This window comes from Verrucosispora sp. ts21, from assembly GCF_002879555.1.
Classification (GTDB): Bacteria; Actinomycetota; Actinomycetes; order Mycobacteriales; family Micromonosporaceae; genus Micromonospora; species Micromonospora gifhornensis.
On sequence record NZ_PNOZ01000008.1, the window covers coordinates 87909 to 111052 of the forward strand.

At 70.2% G+C, this 23144-nt stretch carries 25 protein-coding genes; 2 read left to right on the forward strand and 23 right to left on the reverse strand.

Going from position 1 to position 23144, the window contains the following annotated elements; all coding sequences use genetic code 11:
* Positions 1–99 precede the first annotated feature (99 nt).
* Positions 100–987, forward strand: coding sequence for a PIN domain-containing protein (locus tag C1A38_RS05365; RefSeq protein WP_102656712.1), 888 nt, complete (start codon positions 100–102; stop codon positions 985–987).
* Positions 988–1755: 768 nt separating this feature from the next.
* On the opposite strand, the gene C1A38_RS05370 is transcribed toward C1A38_RS05365, so the two are convergent.
* From C1A38_RS05370 to C1A38_RS05475, 22 genes are all read right to left on the reverse strand, one after another.
* A complete protein-coding gene (locus tag C1A38_RS05370; RefSeq protein WP_102656713.1) occupies positions 1756–2511 on the reverse strand; it encodes a hypothetical protein in 756 nt (251 codons plus the stop codon).
* Between the two features lie 17 nt (positions 2512–2528).
* Positions 2529–3068 carry a hypothetical protein gene (locus C1A38_RS05375; protein ID WP_233196642.1) on the reverse strand — a complete coding sequence of 180 codons (540 nt, stop codon included), beginning with the start codon at positions 3066–3068 and terminating at the stop codon, positions 2529–2531.
* Between the two features lie 79 nt (positions 3069–3147).
* Entirely contained in the window at positions 3148–4206 is a 1059-nt protein-coding gene (locus tag C1A38_RS05380) for a M23 family metallopeptidase (protein WP_102656715.1), read from the reverse strand.
* 476 nt (positions 4207–4682) lie between these two features.
* Positions 4683–5768: a hypothetical protein gene (locus tag C1A38_RS31655; RefSeq protein WP_102656716.1), complete on the reverse strand. Its 1086-nt coding sequence runs from the start codon at positions 5766–5768 to the stop codon at positions 4683–4685.
* Positions 5769–6150: 382 nt separating this feature from the next.
* Positions 6151–6513, reverse strand: a complete 363-nt coding sequence (locus C1A38_RS05390; RefSeq protein ID WP_102656717.1) for a hypothetical protein — start codon at positions 6511–6513, stop codon at positions 6151–6153.
* An 801-nt stretch (positions 6514–7314) separates the two neighbouring features.
* A complete protein-coding gene (locus C1A38_RS05395; protein WP_146017443.1) occupies positions 7315–7833 on the reverse strand; it encodes a hypothetical protein in 519 nt (172 codons plus the stop codon).
* Complete coding sequence (locus C1A38_RS05400; RefSeq protein WP_233196648.1) at positions 7830–8750, reverse strand: DNA-processing protein DprA; 921 nt, start codon at positions 8748–8750, stop codon at positions 7830–7832. Before C1A38_RS05400 ends, C1A38_RS05395 begins: the two co-directional genes overlap by 4 nt.
* On the reverse strand, positions 8750–9868 hold the full coding sequence (locus C1A38_RS05405) for a hypothetical protein (protein ID WP_146017445.1): 1119 nt from the start codon (positions 9866–9868) through the stop codon (positions 8750–8752). The genes C1A38_RS05400 and C1A38_RS05405 overlap by 1 nt, the downstream gene beginning before the upstream one ends.
* Before the next feature lie 125 nt (positions 9869–9993).
* The gene (locus C1A38_RS05410) at positions 9994–10344 is read right to left on the reverse strand and encodes a hypothetical protein (RefSeq protein WP_102656721.1); all 351 of its coding nucleotides are present in this window, start codon (positions 10342–10344) and stop codon (positions 9994–9996) included.
* Positions 10341–10682, reverse strand: coding sequence for a hypothetical protein (locus tag C1A38_RS05415; protein ID WP_146017446.1), 342 nt, complete (start codon positions 10680–10682; stop codon positions 10341–10343). Before C1A38_RS05415 ends, C1A38_RS05410 begins: the two co-directional genes overlap by 4 nt.
* Positions 10679–11320 (reverse strand): diguanylate cyclase domain-containing protein, encoded by a 642-nt coding sequence (locus tag C1A38_RS05420; RefSeq protein WP_158244851.1) that lies wholly within the window; start codon positions 11318–11320, stop codon positions 10679–10681. The genes C1A38_RS05415 and C1A38_RS05420 overlap by 4 nt, the downstream gene beginning before the upstream one ends.
* A 157-nt stretch (positions 11321–11477) precedes the next feature.
* Complete coding sequence (locus tag C1A38_RS05425) at positions 11478–12500, reverse strand: DUF4192 domain-containing protein (protein WP_158244852.1); 1023 nt, start codon at positions 12498–12500, stop codon at positions 11478–11480.
* Between the two features lie 51 nt (positions 12501–12551).
* Positions 12552–12905 (reverse strand): DUF3846 domain-containing protein, encoded by a 354-nt coding sequence (locus C1A38_RS05430; protein WP_102656725.1) that lies wholly within the window; start codon positions 12903–12905, stop codon positions 12552–12554.
* A 132-nt stretch (positions 12906–13037) separates the two neighbouring features.
* Positions 13038–13781: a hypothetical protein gene (locus tag C1A38_RS05435; protein ID WP_146017447.1), complete on the reverse strand. Its 744-nt coding sequence runs from the start codon at positions 13779–13781 to the stop codon at positions 13038–13040.
* Positions 13782–13831: 50 nt separating this feature from the next.
* Positions 13832–14518: a hypothetical protein gene (locus tag C1A38_RS05440; protein ID WP_102656727.1), complete on the reverse strand. Its 687-nt coding sequence runs from the start codon at positions 14516–14518 to the stop codon at positions 13832–13834.
* Between the two features lie 137 nt (positions 14519–14655).
* Entirely contained in the window at positions 14656–15084 is a 429-nt protein-coding gene (locus tag C1A38_RS05445) for a hypothetical protein (RefSeq protein WP_102656728.1), read from the reverse strand.
* Positions 15085–15220: 136 nt separating this feature from the next.
* Positions 15221–15628, reverse strand: coding sequence for a hypothetical protein (locus C1A38_RS05450; RefSeq protein ID WP_146017448.1), 408 nt, complete (start codon positions 15626–15628; stop codon positions 15221–15223).
* Positions 15621–16493, reverse strand: a complete 873-nt coding sequence (locus C1A38_RS05455) for a diguanylate cyclase domain-containing protein (protein ID WP_102656730.1) — start codon at positions 16491–16493, stop codon at positions 15621–15623. The genes C1A38_RS05450 and C1A38_RS05455 overlap by 8 nt, the downstream gene beginning before the upstream one ends.
* 92 nt (positions 16494–16585) lie before the next feature.
* Positions 16586–17248, reverse strand: coding sequence for a hypothetical protein (locus C1A38_RS05460; protein ID WP_102656731.1), 663 nt, complete (start codon positions 17246–17248; stop codon positions 16586–16588).
* A gap of 608 nt (positions 17249–17856) precedes the next feature.
* Positions 17857–18513 carry a response regulator gene (locus tag C1A38_RS05465; RefSeq protein ID WP_102656732.1) on the reverse strand — a complete coding sequence of 219 codons (657 nt, stop codon included), beginning with the start codon at positions 18511–18513 and terminating at the stop codon, positions 17857–17859.
* On the reverse strand, positions 18510–19472 hold the full coding sequence (locus tag C1A38_RS05470; RefSeq protein ID WP_199180088.1) for a sensor histidine kinase: 963 nt from the start codon (positions 19470–19472) through the stop codon (positions 18510–18512). The genes C1A38_RS05465 and C1A38_RS05470 overlap by 4 nt, the downstream gene beginning before the upstream one ends.
* Positions 19473–19480: 8 nt before the next feature.
* Positions 19481–20911 carry a serine hydrolase domain-containing protein gene (locus tag C1A38_RS05475; RefSeq protein ID WP_102656734.1) on the reverse strand — a complete coding sequence of 477 codons (1431 nt, stop codon included), beginning with the start codon at positions 20909–20911 and terminating at the stop codon, positions 19481–19483.
* 174 nt (positions 20912–21085) lie between these two features.
* On the opposite strand from C1A38_RS05475, the gene C1A38_RS30685 reads away from it, so the two are divergent.
* Positions 21086–21409, forward strand: coding sequence for a hypothetical protein (locus C1A38_RS30685; RefSeq protein ID WP_146017449.1), 324 nt, complete (start codon positions 21086–21088; stop codon positions 21407–21409).
* Between the two features lie 650 nt (positions 21410–22059).
* Here the strand turns inward: C1A38_RS30685 and C1A38_RS05480 are convergent.
* Positions 22060–23034: a replication-relaxation family protein gene (locus C1A38_RS05480; RefSeq protein ID WP_102656735.1), complete on the reverse strand. Its 975-nt coding sequence runs from the start codon at positions 23032–23034 to the stop codon at positions 22060–22062.
* Between the last annotated feature and the right edge of the window lie 110 nt (positions 23035–23144).

A 23144-nucleotide genomic window follows, 5' to 3' on the forward strand; every position in this document is an offset into this window, starting at 1 on the left:
GTGAGTCGGGCCTGCGCAGAGGGAGAGGCGGCGGCCGCTGGGGGCTGGAAGCCTCATCGTGGTGGTGGCGCAGGGTGCGGCGCTGGCAAGATCTTCAGCATGCTCGTCACCCCGTCGCCCGGCGCCCACGCCTCCCGTGTCCTCGACCTGCTGTTCCAAGCTAAAACCACGATCACGAACCATCACGGTGACCTGACCGGCTACCTGAACTGGGCGAACGAGAACGCCCGGGTCCTGCGTAACCAGGTCCAGCCAACCGACATCGACCGGCTGATCTTCACACCGCGGTTCTGGCGACTGGCCGAGATGGGCGACCGACGCGACCAGTTCACCCGTGACCTGCTCAACGCCGAACTCACCGAAAGGGGCGAGATGTGGGAGCGGGCCTGGACGGCACTCAAGGCCGAGATCAACCGGTGGTCCTCGGACGCATATCCCATCGTGGTGGACACCAGCGTCTTCATCCACCATCCCGACAAGTTCCGTGACATCACGTACGCAGAGCTGCTTGGCGTCGCGTACGAGGAGGTGCGCCTGGTCGTGCCTCGCGTGGTGGTCGACGAGCTAGACCGGCTCAAGGAGTCAGGCAACCAGCAGAGCCGGTGGCGCGCCGGGCACACCCTAGGCGTTCTGGACGAACTACTGCTCCGTCCACGGTCACGTGTAACGATCCGCGAGGCCGACAACTACAACGAGGTCGCCAACGCCGGCGGCACGCCACACGACAAGGTCACCATCGAAGTACTGTTCGACGACGCGCACCACGTGCGGCTCGACGACAACGACGACGAGATCATCGACCGGACACTCGCGCTGCAGGCCTACTCCAGGATGCCCGTCCGGCTGCTGACCATGGACAACAGCATGGCCTTCCGCGCCCGGATGCTCGACCTGCGTGTCCTCAAACCCACCAAGGACATCGGCGACGAGCCGGTCAAGCGGCAGCCCAAGCCGACGGTCAAGACCATTGCGGCGCCGGCCCGGTAGCGCGGTCGGACGTGGCGATGATCGCCCGGGGCTGATCGCGCTGGTGACGCCGACGGCCGCAACCATCTGCTTCGTGACGGAACTGGGGCAAGGGCGGCCGCATGGAGGCCGGTCCCGACACCAGTAAGGCCTGACGGTCAGCTCGACGGCACACACGCTCAGCGCGCAGTGCCGGCCGCCGAGCGGCAGCCTGCGGCGGCGCATCTGGCAGGCAGAGCGGCGATGCATCAGGCACGCCGACGTGCCACGAATACGTCGACCGGCTCGCCTACATCCCATGCGTTGATCGCCAACAACAGCGGCAACGTGGCGACCGCGCCCGGTTCTGAGTGATCCGCAGGAGGCATTTTCGACTCGGACCGCCGCCCCGCTCTGGTTCACTGTCCGGATGGAGATGGTCTTCCATGCCCTGGACCACGCCGCCGAGCGGCTGCGGCGGTGGCCACCACCGCTCGACGCACTCGGTTGGCCTCCTCGGCCAGTCCAGGTCGGACTCAGGAACCCTCCGGAGGCGGCTTTGAGAGCAACGCACGACGCCGGGCGCGAGGGGCACTCAAGAGATCACGCATAGCCTCTCGTGCATCGTCACGACGAGCCTTATCCCGGTGCAGGACGGCTACCACAGCACACAGGAAGACCGGATCAGCGCACTTCCTAACCAAAAGTCCTACAGTGGGCAGACCCAGAACCGCCGCGATGGCGATCGGGTCAGTTGGTATCCATGACCACACCGGACTACTCCCTGACAAGAGGCGGGAGCGCCTTGGATCAGATGGTCAAGGGCTCCCAGCGGACAAGATCGACTGAAGTCCGCGAACGTCCTGGTGCTCGGCTGCGATGACTTTCAATGGAGCGGACCACCTCGGTAGACACGTGCACAACCCGGGTAATCCTCTGCATCGACAGGCCGAGGATTCGTCGGATGACGATCTTGACATGCCGCGCCAGCATGCGCCCGATGTCAAGGCGAGACCAGAGTCGCGCCAATTCCGCATGAGCGTCTGTCGCAACGTGATCGACAATGAGGACCCAGGTCTTGCCGGCACCGACACTGCCCGATGTGAGACTGCGCCTCGCGATGTTGCCACGAAGCCGCTCCACGGTTGCGGACTCGGTCAGGTCCCGCTCAGCGCGTGACAGTTTCTTGGGGAGCGATCGGAAAAGGTCCTGGTGCAGCCCGTCGGTCCCGGCGAGCCACGTCCGTTGATCCAAGTCAACAAGTGCGGGGAGGACGTCTACCTCAGCACCATCGGTAGAGAGGTCGATCTTGAAAGACTTACGGGTGGAGGTGGCGGGGTGCCGGTACGCCCGCCCCAGAGCTTGGAGCAGCAGGTCAACGGGCCGTATCGGTGAGACATAGCCATCTACCGCAGCGCCCGTGATCTTGTCGTAGTACTTGGTCAGCTTGCTAGAGACCCGATCGGCGACCTCGGGCTGAGCCAGGAGCGTTGTGACGTCAACGTCCGCGCGACTGAGTCGCTGCGCGCGGGTATACCGCCCAAGCGAGTCAGTGGCGTACGGCATGTAGCCAGGGTAGCGGGTCAATACGACAGTCGATCAGGTGTACGAACGGTCCTCGCCTCTGCGTCGAGATACCCGGCACCATCGACACGGACGCAGTGGCCCCCGCCATCGAGGTGCTCAAGCAGGTCAGGGGAGGGTGCGCCGTCAAACTCGACGAACATCCAGCCGTCGGTCCGGCCCGCTACTCGTTGAGCCATCTGGGCCAGAGCGGGTCGTCCGGCACGATCGCTGACGAAGATGTGCAGCTCGACGATGCAGCCCATCGCCGTCCCCGCCGTTTGCTCGACGAGCCGTAGCTCCTCGGTATCAACATCGCCGCCCGGTGCGCCGATGACGTACCCGTAAGGCAGACCCTGGCTGGAGTACCAGTAGCGCGGATCGGGCTCGTACCGATGCAGCCCCTCAGCGATCATCTCCTCAATCACGATCGACTCGATCCGCTCGGTGTCGTGAGGAGCCAGGATGCTTAACGCTGTTCCACCCATGGCAACGAGTAGATAGCATCCGACGTCCTGCAGCCGCATGCGGTGACACGCGGCCAGGTCCTGCCCATCCATCAACAGCCCCATGACTCCTTCCGTGCTGATTCATTTACTGTGAGTAGTTTGCTTGGGTGCAAAAAGGGGCTGCCGCGTCTCACGGGCCCGTCGTCGCTGGCGTCGGTGCGGTCAGGTCGATGCCACGGATAGCGAAGAAGTCGACGGGGTCAACGGCGTTGGCATCGATCGCGGGCTGGCCGGTGTGGGTTTCCAGATGCAGGTGGGGTCCGGAGGAGTGGCCGCTGCTGCCGACCTGGCCGATGACCTGACCGACGGTGACCTGCTGGCCTACCTCGACCGGTGGGCGGCGCAGCATGTGGCAGTACCGGGTGACCGTCGAGTCGGAGTGCTCCAGCTCGACGAACCAGCCGCAGCCTGCGACGTTGACCGGATGCCCGTCCACGTCACAGGAGTAAGGGCTGCCGTCACGCAGGTGGGCGTCGCAGACCACGCGGATGACCAGCCCGGTGGCGGCAGCGTGGATCGGGGTGCCCTTGGGTGCGGCGATGTCGACGCCGTCGTGGCCGGGCCGGCCTTCGGTGCGGAACCCGGACCCCAAGCCTCCCTGGACCGGCTTCGTCCAGCCGCCGACGCTGACGCACGGCGCACCGGAGCCGCCCGAGTCGACCGGCCCGCCGGCGACGAGCCCGACGAGGAGTGCCGCGTCGTTCTCCCACGGTGCGTAGGCGTCCGGAAAGGCCGACTGCTGCACGGCCTGCGCGGCGACGGTCAGCGGCATCAGCTCCCAACCGGCGATGGTGACGAGCTTGCGGTAGAACGCCGCCGCCGCGTACTCGGGATCCATGATCTGCACCGGTGTGCCCCAACCCTGGCTCGGCCGTTGCTGAAACAGGCCGAGGGAATCGTGGTCGTTGCGGTCACCGAGATGGCCGAGATTGCGCAACCCGGATTCCTGTAGTGCGGTGGCCACTGCGATCACCTGACCTCGCAGTGGGATCCCTTGCTGGACGCCGACAGTAACGATGACCTGCGCGAAGTGCCTTTGCTCGACGTCGTAGCGGCCGATCGCGCCGCCTGGGGCGGCGGCCACCGAACAGGCCGACACCGCCCCGGTGAGTGCGATCAGACCGGCGACGCACAGGAACGCGACGCCGACGACGACCGAGCCGACCAGGGCGATGATCCGGCTGGTCATGCGAGGATCCTGATGAGTGCGGGCATGATGTTTCCTCTCGAGATGGATGTGTTGGCGGGTGATCTGTCGTGCCAACGGCGGATGTCTCTAGTGGTTTGTGGCGCGAAGGCTCGCTGCGCCGGGTAGGGCATGGCGCTGCCGGCGTACACCGCCGAGAAAGTTCGCTCTCTATTCAGTGCGGCCATGACTCCGCCTGTGGCAACCACCTCGGGGCTGTTGGGGTTCTGCGCGGTCGACGTCGACCCCGACGCGATCACGCCGTAGATCGCCGGGCTCGGTCTGCCCTTCGTCACCGTGGACCTGGCGTTGCGCGCCGACGGTGTGTGGAGGGTCGTCGAACTCGGCGACGGGCAGGTCAGCGACCGGTCCACCACCCATCGCACCCGAGACCCTGATCGCCGCCCTGTCGACCCGTTGATGCTGGGCGGCGCTCCTGCCTGCCGCCGCCCGACCGCGGCGCTGGTCGGCTGCGATGGTCAGCTGGCCGGGCGAGGGCCATGCCCGTTGCGGGCAGCCAACTGCGCGATCCGGTCGATCAACGTCAGCGGCGAGTCGAGAAGACCACTGGCGCCGGTGCGGCGGATCCACTGCACCTGCCGCAGAGAGATGCCGTGCCGGACGGCGAACTCGGCCAGTTCGACGTCGGGGTTCGCCTTCAGCTCGGCCCACAACTGCCGCCACCGGTCGTAGGACGCCTGGTCCTGCGGCACCCTGCGCAACACGTCGGCCGGCGGCATCGGCCCGGCCGGCAACCCGGCGGTGGGGGTCTGCGCGACGTCCGGATCGGCCTCGAGGATCGGCGCCGCCGGTGGTGCCAGGTCGGCGCCGATGACACTAGCCCAGCCGGGCACGTCGGCGTGGGCGGTGAGCGCGGCGGCGACCGCGTCGAGGTCGAGGGTGGTGGCGGCGATGTCGGCCCGGACGGGGTCGTCGTGCCGGGACCGGATCAGCGTCTCCACGTGGGTGGCGAGGGCGGCGCGGCGTTTTTCGTCACGCAGCTGCCGGCGGGCGAGGTCGAGGGCCTGGTGCAGGGGGAGCTGCTGCGCGACGGCGAGGGAACGGGCGCGGCGGGTGACGGCGGGCTCGCGCCACCACTGGACGATGCCGAAGACCGGGGCGGTGTCGGCGAGTTTCCCGGCCGCGCGCAGCGCGTCGCGGCGTCGGGCGGCGCTGTGCATCAGCCAGATCGCGTAGGCGAAGACTCCGAGGCCGCCGAAGACGACCGCCAGGTACGCCACGTCGGCGTGACCGATGATGTTGATCGCGACGCCGATGGTGACTGTGGCGGCGGACAGGATGCGCCACCCGTAGGCGGCTTCGCCGAGGCGTTGCCGCCAGTCGGCGAAGGCCGCGGTGACCGCGCCACCGAGGTCGATGACGACCGCGAACGGTGCGACGAACAGGGCCCGCCACCACCAGTCGAGGTTGTCGGGCCACGGCGGGGTCTGCACACCGACCCAGATCTGGCCGATGGTGGAGCCGAGAGCGGCGATGGCGTAGAAGACCCAGGCGGCGTGTTCGACCGCCGCGCGGCGTGGCTGCCGCGTCCGGTTGCCGTTCATTGGTGATCCACCCGCTGCCGCAGGTGACGCTCATCGTGGTTCATGGTGTCTCCTTCATGGGGAAGGCCCGGCGTCCCCCAGTTCGGGGACGCCGGGCGCAGAGGGTGCAGTCGTCCGGCCGGGACCAGCAGCCCAGGCCGAGGCCCGCCGACCGGTGTGACCTCAGGTGGTGAGGCGCCAGCGGCGGTCGGCGGCGGTGCGGTCGCCGCCGACGGCAGGAACGCCACGACCGGTGTCGTGGAGGCGCCCCGCGTCGCCGATACGTGTCGACGGTGATGTCGGGCGGGGGATGGTGGCGCCTGGTGACGTCCCTCGCCGGTGATCAGTGGCGTGGGATGTGGCGGGACCGGAGGCGGGGGGGTGTCCGCGCGCGTGCCGCCGGTCAGGACTCGGGCCGCCAGGTCCAGTGTTCGCCGGTGCCGTTGTAGCCGCTGCGGAACCCGCGGCACACCACCTCACCGGCACCGTCGACGACCTGCACCTGCCAGTACACGCTCAGGCCGCGCAGTTCGCGCGCAACGTACCGTTCGATGTCCTCGACGGTGCCGAATCGGGTGCCGACGTCGGCCGGAACGTCGGCGTCGGCGGCGAGCGTCGGCCCGCCCACCAGGGATCTGTCGCCACGGATCGACACGTACAGCACACGCAGCATCACGCCCTCCAGCGGGTCGGGAGGGGCCGCACTGGCCGCGATCGGTTCCTGGACTCCCGCCGAGGCGGCGGCGTCGCGGTCGTACCGGCACACTGCGATGACCGCACGGCGAGGTGACGGTCGCCAGCGTGCAGGCGGTTGGACGGGTCACGGGTGCCGTCTTCAGCCTGGCGAGGCAGCCGGGCGGTGACGGCGGGACCGGTGCTGTGGTGGTGCGGACGGCAGTGTCGTGGGGCTGCCATGGCAGGACTCCGTTCTCATGATTGGCGGGTGCGGGCACGACCACCTGGCCGTGCCCGCCGTGGTGCCGATGGCCGGGCGCAGGCCAGACGCCACAGGTGCAGACGGTTCCGCGAGCGCCGGCAGCTGCCGGGCGGTCCTGTCGCAGGTGTGGTGCGCCGGTAGGGCGGCGCATGGCGCCGCCCTACCGGATCTCGCACGAGGTGGACGCCCTGAACTCTCGGTGCAGCGCGCGGTGGGACGCCGTGGTGCTGCTTGCCGTCCGACGGCTTCCGGCTCCTCCTTCTACGCGGGTAGAAGGGTTGCCGCCAGCGCGGCGGTCCGCGGTGCCGTCCGGAAGATCGACACGGCTTTGGCGTCGATGTCGGCGACACCGTCGATGCGTTCCAACGTGGTGAAGGGCATGTGGGTAGGTGGTGGGATCGGGCGGTCACCCGGTCCTGGTGGGGGTGCGTCGCCGATCTGGTCGGCGGCGTACGTCCCCCGGGCCTCGCCGTGTGGGCGACGGCGCCGGTGAGAGGGCAGTGGGGGACCCGGGCACGGCCCTGGTGGCCGTGCCCGGGATGTGCGGGTTCGCACAGAGGCGGCCGGGCATCGGCCGGAAGGTGGTGCGGACAGGGGAGCGCGCGCTGACGTCGGCGGGCGATGCTGCCGTCAGGCGGCCCCGGTGAGGGGCCGGATGCGCAGCGGCGGGATCCGCTGCCACGACGCGGCGAGGGTGCCCGGCTGCGCCGGGTGCGCGATCACGTCGTAGTCGCGGATCCACACCGCGTACCAGGGCTCGGCCGGCGCCGCCTGCCGCAGCAGCCGATCCGCGGCGGCCGGGATCCCCGCCAGGGCGGGATGCCCGCCGGCCCGGTACCGCGACCGGCGGCCGGCGAGCATCGGGCAGGCCCTGCGGCTGTAGGCCGCGCACGGCGCACACACCGCCGGTTCCGCCGTGCAGTGGCGCAGCAGGTCGGACTCGCGGGCGAACAGCACCGCCCGCCTGCCCAGCGGCTGGGCGCAGACCTGACACAGGCCGCGGGTCAGGCACTGGTACTGCACCCGGGCGGTGATCGTGCCGAACAGGTGCAGCCCGCCGGACGTGGCCGGGGTGATCCACGGCACGACCAGCCCACCGGAGCGGGGCCGCCCGGCCAACTGCACCGGAATGTCAGGTGTCGCCGTCACCGGCCACCACCACCCTGCACGCCATGCCCAGCCGTGACGTCGGCCAGCACCTGGTCGACGTGGGCGACCGCCCGCACCCGCGCATCGGCGCGCAGCAGCTCATGACAGCCGGCAGATGTCGCGGAGGTGACCGGGCCGGGCACCACCATCCCGACGCGCCCCAACTCGACCGCGTGCCGCACCGCCGACAGCGCACGGCTGCGTGTCGAGGCCTCGACGCAGACCGTGCCGGCCGTCACCGCGGCCAGCAGCCGCTGGTTGGCCACCGCCCGCCGCATGCTCGGCGCGGCGTCGGGCGGCCAGGCGCTGAGCAGCAGACCATCGGCGGCGAGGCGGTCGAACAGGGCACGATGCTGGTACGGATGCCGCTGGTCGAGACCGCAGGGCAGCACCGCGACCGCGACACCGCCGCCGTCGGCGGCCAGCGCCGAGCGCAGCGCGGCACCACCGATACCGAGCCCACCGCAGGACACCACCGTGACGCCGCGGCCGGCCAGTTGGGCGGCGAGATCACCTGCCACATGGTTGCCGTAGGGGCTGCTGGCCCGGGAGCCGACGATGCTCACCGCACCCGCCGGCGCCGCCACCGTGGCCGGTCCGCGCGCCCACAGACACACCGGCTCGTCGACGTCCAGATCGGCCAGCCCGGCCGGCCAGTCCGGGTCGGTCGGGATCAGCACCCGGCCGCCGTCCTGGCGGGCCTGGTCGACGGCGGTGGCCGCCGTAGCCCACATCTGCTCCGGGCGCAGATGCCGAATCTCCGCCCGGGCCGTAAACGACACACCCTGGCGCGACAGCATGTCGCGCACCTCGACCGGGTGGTGCGCGGCCACAAGCTGCCACACCAGAGGGTCGCCGGGCTCACACACCCAGGTCAGCGCCGCCCGCGCGGCCCGCTCGTCGGCGTAGGCGTCCATCACGCCGCCTCCCGCCCGCACACCGCAGTCGCCGCGGGTGCCGGTTCGTCGGGTCCGCGCAGCACAGGGTCGGACTCGTCGGTGAGGTCGGTCAGGATCTGCCGGGCCACCCGCAACACCGTCTCCGCGCACTCCTTGACCAGGTCCAGGTCACCGTCGGCCCAGCCGAGGACGTAGGCATCGGAGTAGGCCGCCGTGTCCATCCCGAGAGCCCGCAACACGATGTGCGCGACGCTCTCGGCCTCGGTCTCCGCCCGCCCCCGATGCACCGTGGTGGCGTCCCCGGTGGCGTCCAGGTGCCCGCAGCGGATGTGCGCCAACTCGTGCAGGGTGGTCTTGGTGCGCTGCGCCGCGTCGACGTCGTCGCGCACCTGCACCACCTGCACACCCCGGTCGCGGACCGTGACGCCGTTGGCGTCGCCGAGCCGACCGGTGTACGGGGCGACCAGGTTGAAGCGGTACCCCTGGTCGGTGATCAGCCTGACCAGGTCGTCGAAGACACCGGTCGGGTCGTCGCCGACGAGCAACTGGGGGCCGTCGCCGCGCTGGTGCAGCCGCCGCCGCACCACCACCGTCGGCGGCGTGAACGGTTCCCCGTCGGTCTGACTCAGTTCGAAGGTGTTACCCAACCGGAAACCGACCACCTGCACGGCCGGGCGCCCGGACGGCTCGCGCCGCACGGCACGGCCGGCGGCCTCCCACTCGGCGGCCTGCTCCTCGGTCGGCCGCCGCCTGACCGGCGCCCAGATCTTGAACGCGGTCTCCCCGGCGCGCACATACCGCCGGTGGGCCCTCCAGCCGGTCGAGCCGTCCTTGCGCCCGTAGGGCAGGAAGTAGCGCGGGGCGATGCCGCGTTCCTCGGCCTGCACCAGCAGCAGGATCTGGTTGCCCAGGCTGTAACGGGCGCCGAATGCCGCGACGTGGTCGATGAACTCGACCCACCGGGCCGGCTCGGCCGCCATCGCGGCCAGCCGGGCGTCGAAGTCCGCTTTGATCTTCGCCAGCAGGTCGGCGCGCTCGCCGTCGCCGCCCCCGGCCGGCACACCGGCCCGACGTTTCCTCACACCCGCAGGTGTTGCCGCGGTGGCCTGGGTGGCCTGTGGACTGTTCGTGGCCATCAGAGTGTGGCCCTCCTATCCCCGCCTCGTGGCGGCGGACAGGTTGGGACCTCGACGGCCCCAACCTGCCCGTAGGCACGAGATGAGGCCGCCACCCCCGGGTGGGGGGGTCAGCACACGTCGAACTAGTCGGCGCCGGTGTCGGCGACGAACTCGATCCCGCGAGCGTCGTCGACGCCCACGTCAGGGCGGCCCTGGTGGACCAGTGCGGCGATCAGGCACGTCACGGCGTGACGGTGTCCGGCCGTCCACTCGCCGGGCAGACTGACGGTCAGGGTGTCGCCACGCGCCACGGCGTCGCCGCAGGCACCACCTGCCGAATCGACCAACATGACCCTGGTCAGCCCGCGGGCCGGCCGGTCCGCCCACACGGCGACCCGCCGCGCGCCGCACCGCAGATCCCCCACCCGGATCGGCTGACCCGTCAACGGCGGCAGCGGCGTCAGGCGGAAGCAGGCGTGGGGTGATGCGGTCACCGGGCGATCACCATGTCGTCGTCGAGGATGGCGAACCACGGAACGGCCGTCACCGGACGCAGCTGCGCCAGCCACCCGCCGATTGCCGGCAGCGGCCCGTCGGCGTCGGGCAGCGGATGCCGGTCGGTGAAGCCGGGATCGTCCTCGGCGAGGCTGCCCGTGGTGGCCAGGGTGGCCGCGAAGATCCGGATCGCTTCCCGGGTGACCGCCTCCGCCGTGGCGCCGACGATCAGGATCGGCGCATCGTCCCAGTCGATCAGCCCATACACGTCGCCGCCCGGTGCCGCCGTGCCCCGCACCGACGCCCGGCAGCGCAGCAGTCGGCGGGCCCTCATCACAGCTGCCCACCGTCGGCGGCACCGCGCATCGCGGCGGGGTCGAAGACCACGCACGATCCGCGGCCGGCCTGCTTCGCCGCGCGCAGCGCCCGGTCGGCGTGCACGAGCGCCCGCCGCCGTTCGGCCTCGGTGTGGGGCGTGACGGCGGCGACACCGGCGCAGGCGGTGACCGTGACGGTGACCGGATACGCGCCGAGGTCAATGTCGGTGGGTGCGGCGACGGCCGCGACCAGCCGCGCGGCCTGGCCGGCCGGGTCGGCCCGCGCATCGACGATGACGGCGAACTCGTCACGTCGCAGCCGGAACACCTGCCCGCCGGCCGTCTCGTGCGCAAGACGCCCGGCGGTCAACACGAGCAGTTGGTCGAACGCGCGGTCGCCGAACCGCCCCACGAAGGCCCGCATACCGTCGACGTTGATCACCATCACGGCGACCGGTCGTCCGGCGACCGCCAACGCGGCGTGAAACGCGGCCCGGTTACCCAGACCGGTCAGATGGTCGCGGCCCGCAGCGTGCCGGGCCGCGGTGACCGCCGCCCGCCAACGGGCAGCGGCACGCCACCAGGCCAGGTGCCATGTGCCGGCGGCGATGATCACCACAGCCGCCAGGAGCACGGTGAGCTGCACAGAAGTGGACACTGGTGCCCACACCTCCAATCCCAGAATCGGGGAAGAGGTGAGGGCAGCCGGATGCCACCGGCTGCCCTCACCTCGAACGGTGTGCGCATCTGCGAACGCGAAAGATGCGCAGGCGGTGCCGGCGGCGCCCGGGGCGGGCACCGGAGGAACAGCGGCGTTACTCGTCGGTGGTGGTGCCGGTGGTGCCGGTGGTGGCGGCCCGCCACAGCTGCGGCGGCACACCGGCCTGCAGGGCCTGGCCGAGCAGATGCGCCAGCCGGTAGTCCGGGTCGGCGCGCAGCGCCCGGTCGACGGCGATGTTCGCCAACGCGCCGTCACCGGCGAGGTAGACGGTGATCGCCAGCAGGCACGCCGGAGCGGGAACCGTGGGTGGCATGGCCCGCCGGGTCACATCGATCCACAACTGCCGCTGGGCGTCGCTGCCGTCACAGGTGCTCCACGCGTGGTCCCGTACCTCGGGAACCACGAGCACCGCGGTCAGCCACGCCACGTCCTCGTCGGACAGCGTCTCGCCGCGGGCCGCACACTGATATGCCTGCTCGATCGCCGCGATGCCGTCCCGCATCACCTGTTCCGGTGGCGCCGACCGGCCCTCGCCGGCGGCCCTCACGGTGGTGGTGGCCAGCATGCCCGCCAGCCGACGCAGCGCGGTCTCGGTCGCCGCGAACATCCGCTCACGCGGCGGCCCCGTCACCGGCGTGATGAGACGTTCCAACGCGGCCCGGTCCGGCAGCGGGGCGATGCCGAGATAGGCGGCCTCCGCCGGAATCGTGCTGCGGTCCGGGTTGTACGGCACACCGTCGGCGCAGTCGACGTCACCGCACAGACACCAGTAACGGCCGTCGTCGACCCGCAGGATCTCACGCACCTGCACGGCCGCGGCCTCCAGCGCCGCAGTGAGCAGGGCAGCGGCCGGCTCGACGCGCTCGGCGGGGCCGTAGCCGACGAGGATCGCCGACGACCCGTACCGGGCGATCATCGTGGCGTGCTGTGCCGCCGGCGCCGCCAGGTGGGCAACCTCGGCCGGCGGCGGCAGGTCCAGGCGGGCGGCGAAGCGGACCCGCGTGTCGTCCAGGACCACGACGACCATGCTGTCGGTCGGAGTGAACCCGATCAGGTACGGCACCGCGGCGACAAGATCATCGCCGCTGGTCAGGCGAAGCGTGGCAGGGGTATCCACAGGATGGTCCTCCTTCATAGCGGGGTCGGCGGCCCGAGCCGCCGAGTGGGGTCAACGGAGCGGGGCGAGCGCGGACAGCACCGCGTCGATCTGAGCGGCGGTGAGGCTGAGGGGCCGGTCGCCGCGGCGACCGGTGACGGCGACGGGGCCGACCAGCAACGTCCTGTCGACGCCGAGGCCCGCGGCGAGCAGCCCGGCGACCGGATTCGGACGCACCGGCGTCGCCGCGGCGTCCTCGTCGCACCACAGCGCGAGGTCACGCCGGCAGGTCGGGATCAGTGCCGGCCGGCCGCCGACAGCGCGGCGCAGGACCGCGGTGACGTCGCCGCGGCGCAGCCGGACATGGTGCTCATGGCTCGTGCCGTCCTCGACGACCACGAGGAACACGAACGGTGCGTCGGTCATGCAGACTCCTTTCTGGAGTCGCCGGGCATGACCGTGTGGCCATGCCCGGCGAGGTGAGTGGCCGGGCATCGGCCAGGAACACCCGGCTGCCCGGGCCGCACGGCGCCGGGCAGCAGGGACAAGGGCTTCCGATCAGCCCTGGAACACGACGCGGCCGTCGACGGTGACCTGCACCGGCACCGTGCGGTCACGTCGCCGCAGCCACGGCTCGGACTGGTCGAGGTCAGCGCAGATCCGCACCGTGCCGTGCCGGTCGACGTAGACGACAACCCGCACCCCGGCGACCCGGATCGCCGGATACGGCACGTCGCACGTCGCCGGTACCAGCCGGGCCGCCAGGTTCGCCCCGACCGCGGTCACCGGCGTGGACGTCTGCGCGCGGCGAAACCAGGACGCGTGGCGCCGCCACACCTGCAGGTCGGCGCCCGCGTCACCGCCGTGCCGGGCGGCCTGCCGCTGCACGCGGTCGGCCATGTCGTCACACACCGCCGCCGCCTGCGCGAACAGGTTCGCCCGCGTCAACTCGACCACCAACCGCAGCCCCGCCCGGCGTCCCGGATCACCCACCCGGTACACCCGCAGCAGCAGACCCGCCGAGTCTTCGTACAGATACAGCTCATAGCGGTAGTCGACATCGACAGTGTCGGCAGCGGTGACCTCGTCGCGCGGCAGAGTGCCGGGGAACGCGTCGGCGTAGGCCAGCCACGCCTGCGTGCAGAGCCGGTGACCACCCTCGTCAACCCAGGCCAGCAACTGCGCCACGACCGGGATCAGATACTCAGGGCTGGCCCACTCCGACCGGAACACCCGGGCAGCCCCCGACTGTTCGAAGATGGTGACAACGCCCCGCGTGCCCGGATCCTCTGTAGACGACACGAGAGAAGGTCGATGGCTGTCGTCGGATCCGGATCGGTGGCCGCTGGCCGTCATTCGTTGTGGGATTCGACCTGGGTGGTGACGTCGAACGTCACCGTGGCCTCATCGACGCCGTCGACCTGGTCGGTGTCCAGACGCAGATACGCGCGGACGTCGTACCCGGTGTCGCCGACACTGACGCCGACATCCGGGATCACGTCGCAGCTGCCGCTGATCGTGAACCGCACCCGGTGGCGCGGCTGATACGGCACCAAGCCGAAGCGTGTGAGGAACGCGTTGAGCCCGTCGCGGCAGATGTCACCGTCGCGGTGCCGGTCGATGGCGTACGCGCGGATTTCCGCCAACTCACCGATGTGCCGCTGCCGCAGCTCATCGCACTGCACTACCAGCGCATGGGCCTCATCGACAGCATCCTGCTGGGCGGTCAGCGCCCAGGCCACGGCCTGCCGCGCCAGGTCCAGCGCAACCGCCGTATCGGTGACCGGCACCGCGTCGACGTCGGCGTGCAGGCTGCGGACCTGCCCGTTGACCAGGACACGAATCAGGCCCGACCCGTCGACCTGGCTCAACACGACGGCGTTCTCCCGGTAGTCCGGGTGCAAGACGGTGACGGCCTGGCCGGGTGCCGCGGACAGCTGCGCCAGCGGCTGGGGCTGCGGGTGCGGGTAGGCGGTGAGCGCACGAAGCGTCCCGGAACCGCTGGCGGACGACACAGGCTGGTGCAAGGTGCCGGTCATGGCATCTGCCTTTCATCACAAGAGCCCGGCTGACGACCGGGACAGGGGAGGAGGAAGCGTGCGCCGTATGGCACGGACCGGCGCTGACGCACCGGCCAGAGAAAGAAGGCCGGCCCGCTCGGGCCGGCGCGACGGACTCACAGGAGGTGACCGTTGACGGTGACCGTCGGCGTCGGATCGAGCAGCCGCAGCACCGCAGCCGGCGGCACCCTGGCGCGCTCACCGCAGTGATAGTCGATGACCCACCACCGGTCGCGGCCCTGCCATGCCCCGGCGACCGCCAGGGGTGTGCCGTCGAAAGCCAGCACGTCGTCGCCGGCACACAGCGCATGAACGGGTCGTAGACGCACCCCGTCGGCGGGCCGGACCAGCCACCGGGACACGCTGCGCGCCAGCCAACCAGCGGCCGAAAGGTGGGTGTCGTAGTCGACGCCGACACGGGTGTGCGTGACCGACGTGACAGTCGCCGCCACCCACACGCAGCCCGCGTTGACGTGCACCGCCTGCCCAGGATGCACATCGGCGGGCGCGACGACGGTGACGCGGGATCTGAACAACTCCGTCATGCCAGACTCCAATCGTCGAAAGGGATGGAATCCGGGCACGGCGACGCGGCCGTGCCCGAAGAAGGCGCAGACATGCGCGGGAACAGGCCGGGCAACGGCCTACAGGGCAAAGGTGGATGGCCGGCGAGCCGGCCGGTCAGCGCGGGGCGGCGGCGATCTCGACCCGCAGCGCCCCGACCGCGGCGTCGAACGCATCGCAGACGGCGGCGAACTCAGCCGCCCGCGCGCCGCCGTCGCAGTACAGCGGAAAACACACCCGCAGTGTGCGGTGGTGCACGCGGACCAGCCAGCCGGAGCAGGCCACGGTCGTCGGTGGAATCAGGTAGGCGATCACGTCGATACCCACCGCAGCCGGCTCGACCTCGAGGCTGTACAAGGCGCCAGCGACGGGCTGACGGGCCACCGCACGCCAACCCTCCGGCAGCCGGTCCTGCACCGCCGCACTGGCCTGACCCACCAGGTCGGCGCTCAGGGCGATCCGCCGACGATTGTCGGCCGCCCGCTGCCGGAACTCGCGCTCGGCGAAACTGACAGGCTCAGCCATCGCCACCCTCACCACGCGACGTGCCGCCCGCGCACCGGCCCGTCCCGCCCCGCACCGGCGGCCCGGCCTCATCGACAAAGTCACCGTCACGAACGTGCTCGACGAGCATCTCGGCAGGCCGGGCAGGGCGGCGATCACGGTGCCGAACAGCCGGACGCACCCCGGACGGCGGCGGCGCCCCATCACGGGCAGGGTCGTAGTGCGCGACACCACTGCCGGTCCGCTTCGCCGTGTACATGGCCCGGTCAGCGCGACCCAACGCGACGCGCGGATCCCCACCCAGGGTCCGGCAGATGCCGATGCTGACACCCAACGACCGCGTCGTCGAGCCGATCGTGACCGGCGCGGCCAACACCGCCACCAACGACCCCGCCAGCGAACCAGGATCACGAGAGGTGACGACAACGAACTCGTCACCGCCGAGACGAGCCACAAGATCACCGGGCTCACCGGCGGCAACAAGCCGCTCGGCGAGTGAGGCCAGATACCGGTCACCGCCGTCATGCGTGTGAGCGGTGTTGATGTCATGCATGCCGTCGACGTCGATCACCGCCACGGTCACCTCACGCCCAGCGGCATCGATCAGGTGCTGCTCGGCGATCCGCCGGACCGCGAGCCCCGTCACCGGATCCGTGTGCGCCACCGCAAGATCGGTCTCCAGGGCGCAGATGCGGTACCCGGCATGGACAAGACAACGGTGGTACGAGGCCAGCAGAAGCGAGTAGACCACGACGCCCGTCGTGGCGAGGACACCCGGCGACGCGGCCCGATCGGTGAAAAACAGAAACAGCAGGACGGACGAAAACAGCGCCGTGACCGCGATCGAGTTCCAGCGCAGGACAGCCGCCCACAATGTGACGCGCATGAAGAGTTCTCCTTCCTGAACGGATGGGGTCGCAAACGACGGCAGGCGAACCGGGGGCGACCGGTTCGCCTGCGCGGGAAAGTGCGGCGGGTTCAGCGGGTGCAGAGCGCGACGAGAATGTCGCGGGAATGCAGCGCCGCGATGCGCTCGTTGGCCTGCGACAGATAGGCCAGGTGAGTGGCGTAGCGGTCGCCGGCAGCCACCAGGTGGGTGCCGTTGAGACCGATGAGGCGCTGCCCCGGCACCGCGCACAGCCACCCGTAGTGGGCGTAACTGGTCGCGCCGGCCTGCAATGCCTCCACATGCCCGGTGGGCAGGAACGTCGACCTGGACGGCAGCGCGTTGTAGGTGAGCATCGCGGCGATACGAGGCTGCGCGAGATAGTGCTGCTGCGCCTTGACGATCGGATACCGGAGCGGATCGGCGCGATGCCGGTCCAGGAAAGTCCAGTACGGTTGGGCAGGCCGGGTGCCAGCGACGACCCAGTTCCAGACCCGCCAGCGGTACCAGAAAGCACGGTGCGCGGCCACACGCATCGCATCAAGGTCCAGGAACCGGACAGGACCTCCGGCAGCGGTGCCCTTCCACGGCTGCAGCAGACGGCCGCGCCGCAGCCGGGTGGCGGCGAGGAAATGCCCGGCGCCGCCGAGACTGGTCAGCGACGTGGCCGCGACACGGGTTGCGGCCCTGGCGGCCACTTGGTCGGTAGGGGTGCCCTGCGGCAGGCACACGATGGTCAGGGACGTGTTGCGCACAGTTCCTCCTCACGAAGCCGGAGCGAGATCCGGGCATGCCGACAGCGGCACAGTGGAGATGGAGATGGCGAGGCGACCGCGAGGCGGTCAGCGGCACACAGGACATGCCTGCGGCGAGCGCCGGAAGGGCGCGATGTGGTGGTGCTGAATGAGCGAGGCGCCTACGGGCGACGCAGGCCGACCGGCCAAAAGGCGGGTGGGTGGAAGCGACCGCGGTCGTGGGCGGCAAGGCCCGGAAGGTGGTGCATAAAGGGGTTCAATGAAATTGAGCCCTCACCGTAGCCCGACCACCCAACAGGCCACCGGTCCCGCAGATCCGCCGGAGCCCGCCTTACTGACCTGCACTGTTGGGGTACACCTGCACCTGCACTGGGTGCTGCCGCCAGAGACGTGTTGGTCTGGCCCGGCGCCGTTGGCCCCTATCGCCGGGCCAGACCAACTGATCGGTAATTCGCTGTTGACTATCGGACTGTGCCACCGGACCGGACGCGAGCGCTGTGCCTGCCTGCTGGTGACCTCTGCCGGCAACATGGCTGACCAAAACAGTCCGAGCTTCCGGATCTGCCGATGACAGCGCACGTAGCCCCGGCGACAATTGCGAGGTGCGATCATGTTCCGTCGTTGACCAGTCCGGCCTCGTAGGCCAGAATCGCCGCCTGGACGCGGTTGTTCAGGCCCAGCCGCAGCAGGATGGCGCTGACGTGCGCCTTTACGGTTCCGTCGGCGAGGGACAACGATCGGGCGATCTCGCGGTTGGACATGCCCCGGCCGACGAACGCCAGCACCTCGCGCTCGCGGGTGGTCAACTGCTCTAGCCGGGTCCGGGCTATCCTCGATCGAACCAGGCCGTCGCCCAACTTCGTGATCACCCGCTGCGCGATCCTCGGGGACAGGAATGCGGCTCCGTCGGCAACCGAACGTACGCCGAGAATGAGCTCACGCGGATCGGCGGCCTTGAGTAAGAAGCCACTCGCGCCGACGGCGAGCGCCTGGGCCACATACTCGTCCTCGTCGAACGTGGTCAGCATGATTACCGCGACGTCCGGCGCTACAGCGGCCAGTTCGGCGGCGGCGGACAGACCGTCGAGGCGGGGCATCCGGATGTCCAGGAGCGCGATGTCGGGCCGGTGCCGGCGGACGAGTTCGACTGCCTGGCTTCCGTCGACGGCCTCCGCAACCACCTCGATGGCCGGGTCGGTCGTCAGGATGGTCGCCACGCCGACACGGATCGGCGGCTCGTCGTCCGCGAGTACCACTCTGATCATCGCCGCTCGGCTCCGGCTGCCGGGGCGGCCGGCAAGTGTGCCGTCACCGTGAACGCACCCTCCCTGGCCTGCGCGCACAGCGTGCCGCCGATCGTTCCTATGTATTCATGCAAAGCGACGATTCCAGTACCGGGTTCGGAGCGCTGGGACGGCTGCTCGACCGGGTTGCGCACGGTCACGGTGATGGTGTCGTCGGTCCGCTCGACTCGAATGTCCACATCGGCGCCGGGTGCGTGGCGGGCGGCGTTGGTCAGTGCCTCCTGTACCACCCGGTGCACGGCCCGGTCGGTGGGCGCAGAACCTGTCACGCGGTCGACCAGCCCGTGGAGGCGGACGTTCATTCCGGCGTCCCGGGCCCGATCGACGAGGGTATCGAGGGACTGGTCGAACATCGGGTCCGGCGCGGTGCGCAACCGGCTCACGGTGTGGCGGAGCCGGTCGGTCGCGACTACCGCCGACGCCCGGAGTTTCGCGGCGGCCTCCCGGTTGCCCTCGGTATTGTCTGACGCGAGTTCGAGTGCACCGGCCTGCAACGCGATCAGGGCCAGTTCGTGGCCGAGCGCGTCGTGCATGTCGGCGGCGATCCGGGCGCGCTCCAGCAACCGAGCACGGTCGGCGACGAACTGCCGCTCCCGTTCGAGGTGCGCCACTCGCTCTACCCCCGCTTGGACCAGATAGGCCTGCTGGCGACGGAACCGGCCGGCCAGCCACGGCAGCGCCACGAAGACCCCGAGCGTCAGCAACGCACCGACGCCCGCCCACAAGTCGGCGATTGCGTACCCGGCGGCCGACAGCGCGACGGCGGCCAGCAGCACCCATTCACGCCGTACCGGCAGGTGACGCCCGTGCAAGTAGGCGGCCACCGCCAGCACCGCGAATAGCGCCTGCCGCCACGCCGGAATCCGGTCCAGGAAGAGCCCGTTGAGCACCGCCGATCCGGCGATGAGGACCAGCAACACGCCGCTTCTCACTTGGTCGACCCTACCGACCGCAGCCGGGCCAGCCGCGCTGTGGCGGTCGCCAGCCCGGCCGCTGCCGCGACGGCGAGCGTGATCGTCAGCGGCGCGGGGAAGTAGGTCATCTGCGCCCAGGTGACGGCCCGGCCGTTCATCAGGAACGACACCCACTGCGTGTACGTGGCCAGCACCGCCGCTGGCACCAGCACCCCGACCAGCCGCAGCGCGGTCCACCACCACGCCCGCCCGGCACGCCGACGCGCCCAGCGACCGGATCGGAGCACACCGAGGATCCCGAGTCCGAAGGCGACCAGGGCGGTGAGCGCGAGGGCCAACTCCGTCATCTGCCGCCCCCCTCCCGGTGCGGTCGGCCGGCGGCCGTCGGTAAGGGCGACCAGCCCGAGCAGGATGTCGTAGGTGTCGTCGTGCAGCGAGGCGCTGTTGGTCATGACCGCGAAGCCGAAGCCGGTGGCCGGGTCCACCGCTTGGACGGCCGTGTACGTGAACAGGTTGCCCGAGTGCACCAGCAGCTTGCGGCCCTCCAGCACCTCCTCACCCCAACCCATGGCATAGTCGGTTCCCGGCGACGGCTCGTGGAGTACCGCCAGACTTGCTGGCGTCAACACCTGCGGACCGTAACCGGTCTGACTGATCAGCCAGCGACCCATGTCGGACGCCGTGGTGACGACCCCGCCGGCACCACCACCGCGGAACCCCGGAAGCTCAGTTCGGGGCACCCAGGCGCCGTAGACGGAGACGAACCCATCCAACGGCCGCACCACCCGGTCTCCGACGGCGCTGGCGCCCATGCCGAGCCGCCCGAAGACCCGGTCTCGCATGGCGTCGGTGAAGTCACGGCCATCGACGACCTCGACCAGCCGGGCGGCGACGTCGTAGTTGACGTTGCAATACTCCCAGTGGGCTCCCGGCTCACCGGCCAACGTGCCGTGCCGCAGTGCGGCCACGTAGCCGGCGAGGGTCCTCGCACGCTGTGTCGCGCCGATATCGACCGTCCGGTCCGACAGGCCTGAGGTCTGGTTCAGCAACTGCCGCACCGTGACCCGGCCGGCGCGCGGATCGGCCATGCGGAACTCCGGCAGGTACGTAGCGACTGGTTGGTCCAGCGCCACCCGACCCTCGTCCACGAGGGTCATGATCGCGGCCGCGGTGAACGACTTACTCACCGACGCCACCCGCATCGGGGTGTCGGCGGTGACGGACCGGCCGGACGCTTCGCGCCCAAGCCCGGTAGCGTGGACGATCCGGTCGCCGTGGGTCACCACCGCGGACATCCCCGGCAGCCCGGTCGAGTCGAAGGCCTCCCGCAAGTACCCGTCGATGGCCGCAGGCGTGGGTGTCGTAGCCGGTCCCTCGCCCCACGCGGGTCCAGCACAGGCGACGACCAGGGACAGAGCTAGTGCCGCCAGAAAAGGTTTCCGCATGGGTCGAACCTATGAATCGACGACCGAAGAATCGTCTGGCGATCGTCGCGACCCACCCCTGACGAAAGTCGTAGTGCCACGCTGACCGCTCTCACCCGCTCCCGAGCCGTTCCAGTCCCTGGAAACCGGCCGCCTGCTAGACAAACAACCCAGGAAGGCGACGCGACGCGGCCGATGTTGACCCTGTGGCTGGCCGAACGCGGTGCGAAGCCGCTGTCAACTAACGGGATCAAGCTTCGGCTCAACCGGCTCGGGATGGCCGCCGGGGTGAACGCGGTGCACGGGCACCGGCGGTGGCACAACCTCACCCAAGAGCGAAAACGGGCCAGCGGCAACACCGGCGATCTGGTATTGCCGCTCGGGTGGACGTTGGAGAACATGCCCACCACTACCTACAAGGCCAGCGCCGCTGTCAAACGGGCCCAGGAACTCCGGGCCGCACGGAGATCACGTGCACTCTTCTGCCGCGATACGCGCGTGACGGCATGTGATTTGTAGCCGGTCAGAGGCCTGACCAGATGGTCGCCGTCCGTGCCTGTCTTGTTGGGGCCGGCGGTAGATTCGCCGCCACGACGACGGTCGGCGGGAGGGCAATCGGGGAATGGACGGCAGGACCGAGGGGCGGCTGCCAGAACGCGGCCACCTCTTTCCAGTGCCACCATCGTCCACCTGCCGCGTAGATCCCGTCTGACCGAGACGGCAGCGGCAGGTCGGTCGGCTTCACTTCGGCAGGCGGCGCGGTGAGATACCTGCTGCTACTCCGGCCAGCGGCCGACGGCGGGGATCAGGAGTAGTTGTCCGTCCCGTCCGATCCAGTAGGGCGGCCGGATCACTCCTCACACGCCTACTCGAAGATCCCTATGGCGTCGGTGGCGTTCAAGCGGTCGTGCGTGTTTTCGCCGCTGCCGGAACACATTGCAAGGCTGGCCGGGTCGAGGTCTGTTCGAAGTGTCGAAAACCGCGATGGCCCGGTCTGCCTCGGTGCGCCTCGACGCGGCCGCCGTCAGTCACGCCGATCGGGCGTCCTGCCGCTCGGCAACCTCTTTCCGTTGTCGGTCGCCTGCACCGTCTTGCCGCGGGCCGTGTGAGCTGCCTCGGCTCTTCGACTTTCACCTCGGGCCAGTGGCCATGCATCGCCGGACAGGGTGTCAGCCGATGGCGTCGAGGGCCAGGCGGAGGGGGTGGTCGTCTGGGTGGGGTGGTCCGGGGGTGAGGGGGCCGGGGTGGCCGTGGTTGCTGGGGAGGTCGGCGAGGGTGAGTCGGTGGCGTCCGTTGCCGGCGAGTCGCCATACCGGTCCGGCCGGGTGGGGTCCGGATACGGGTGAGGTGGTGGCGATGGTGAGGGTGGGTTCGGGTCGTTCGGCGAGTTTGCGGTGCAGGTTCTGTTCGCGTAGCCGGCTGGGCAGGACGAACAGGATGGGGTAGTGCGGGCCGCCTTCGGCGCGCAGTTTGCGGTGGGAAGCCAGTTTGTCGACGAGGCGTCGGATGGGTTCGGTGCCGCGGTCGAGTTCGAGGAAGAACCCGGTTTCCTGGTTGCCGTCGGTCCAGACGCCGTGGCCGTCGGGTTTGATGCGGTGGCCGAACGCGGCGGTGGTGGTGCGTTCGGACCACCAGCGGGTCAGTGCGGTGCCCGGGTGGTGGCGGGCGTGGGTGAGCAGGGAGACGAACAGGGTGTTGACGGCGAGGAGGTGGTTGAGGGTGGGGCTGGAGTAGATGCGGTCTTGTCGTTCGCGCAGGGCTCGGGCGGTGGGTGGGTTCTCGCCGCGCGCGAGGGCGGTGTAGCGGGCGGAGAGTAGGCCGGGTAGCCAGCACACGGGGTTGGGGGCGCCGGGTCGGTTGCGGATGAATCGGTCGATGAAGTGGAGGCGGCGCAGGAGGTGGAGGCGGTGTCGGCAGGTGGTGGGGTTGGTGAACAGCAGGGAGGTGAGGTGTTCGGTGGTGAGGGTGGTGTGTTCGTCGAGGAGCGAGGCGATGGTGTAGTCGCGGGGGCGTAGGCGGTGGGAGACGGCGATGAGGGTGTGGGTGCCGTGGCGGGGGGTGATCGGGCGGAGCACGACCAGTGGCGTGTCCCCCGACGAGGGTTCCCCGTGGGGGAAGTGTCGGGATTGAGAGTTGGCGGTCATGACGGCTCCTAGCTGGGGTGTTGGGTGCAGGGGGTCGGCCAGGCCTCGGCAGTACGGCGCCGGGCGTCGGCCGGGTCACTGTCTGGTGCGGTGGCCGGGTCTGGGCTGGA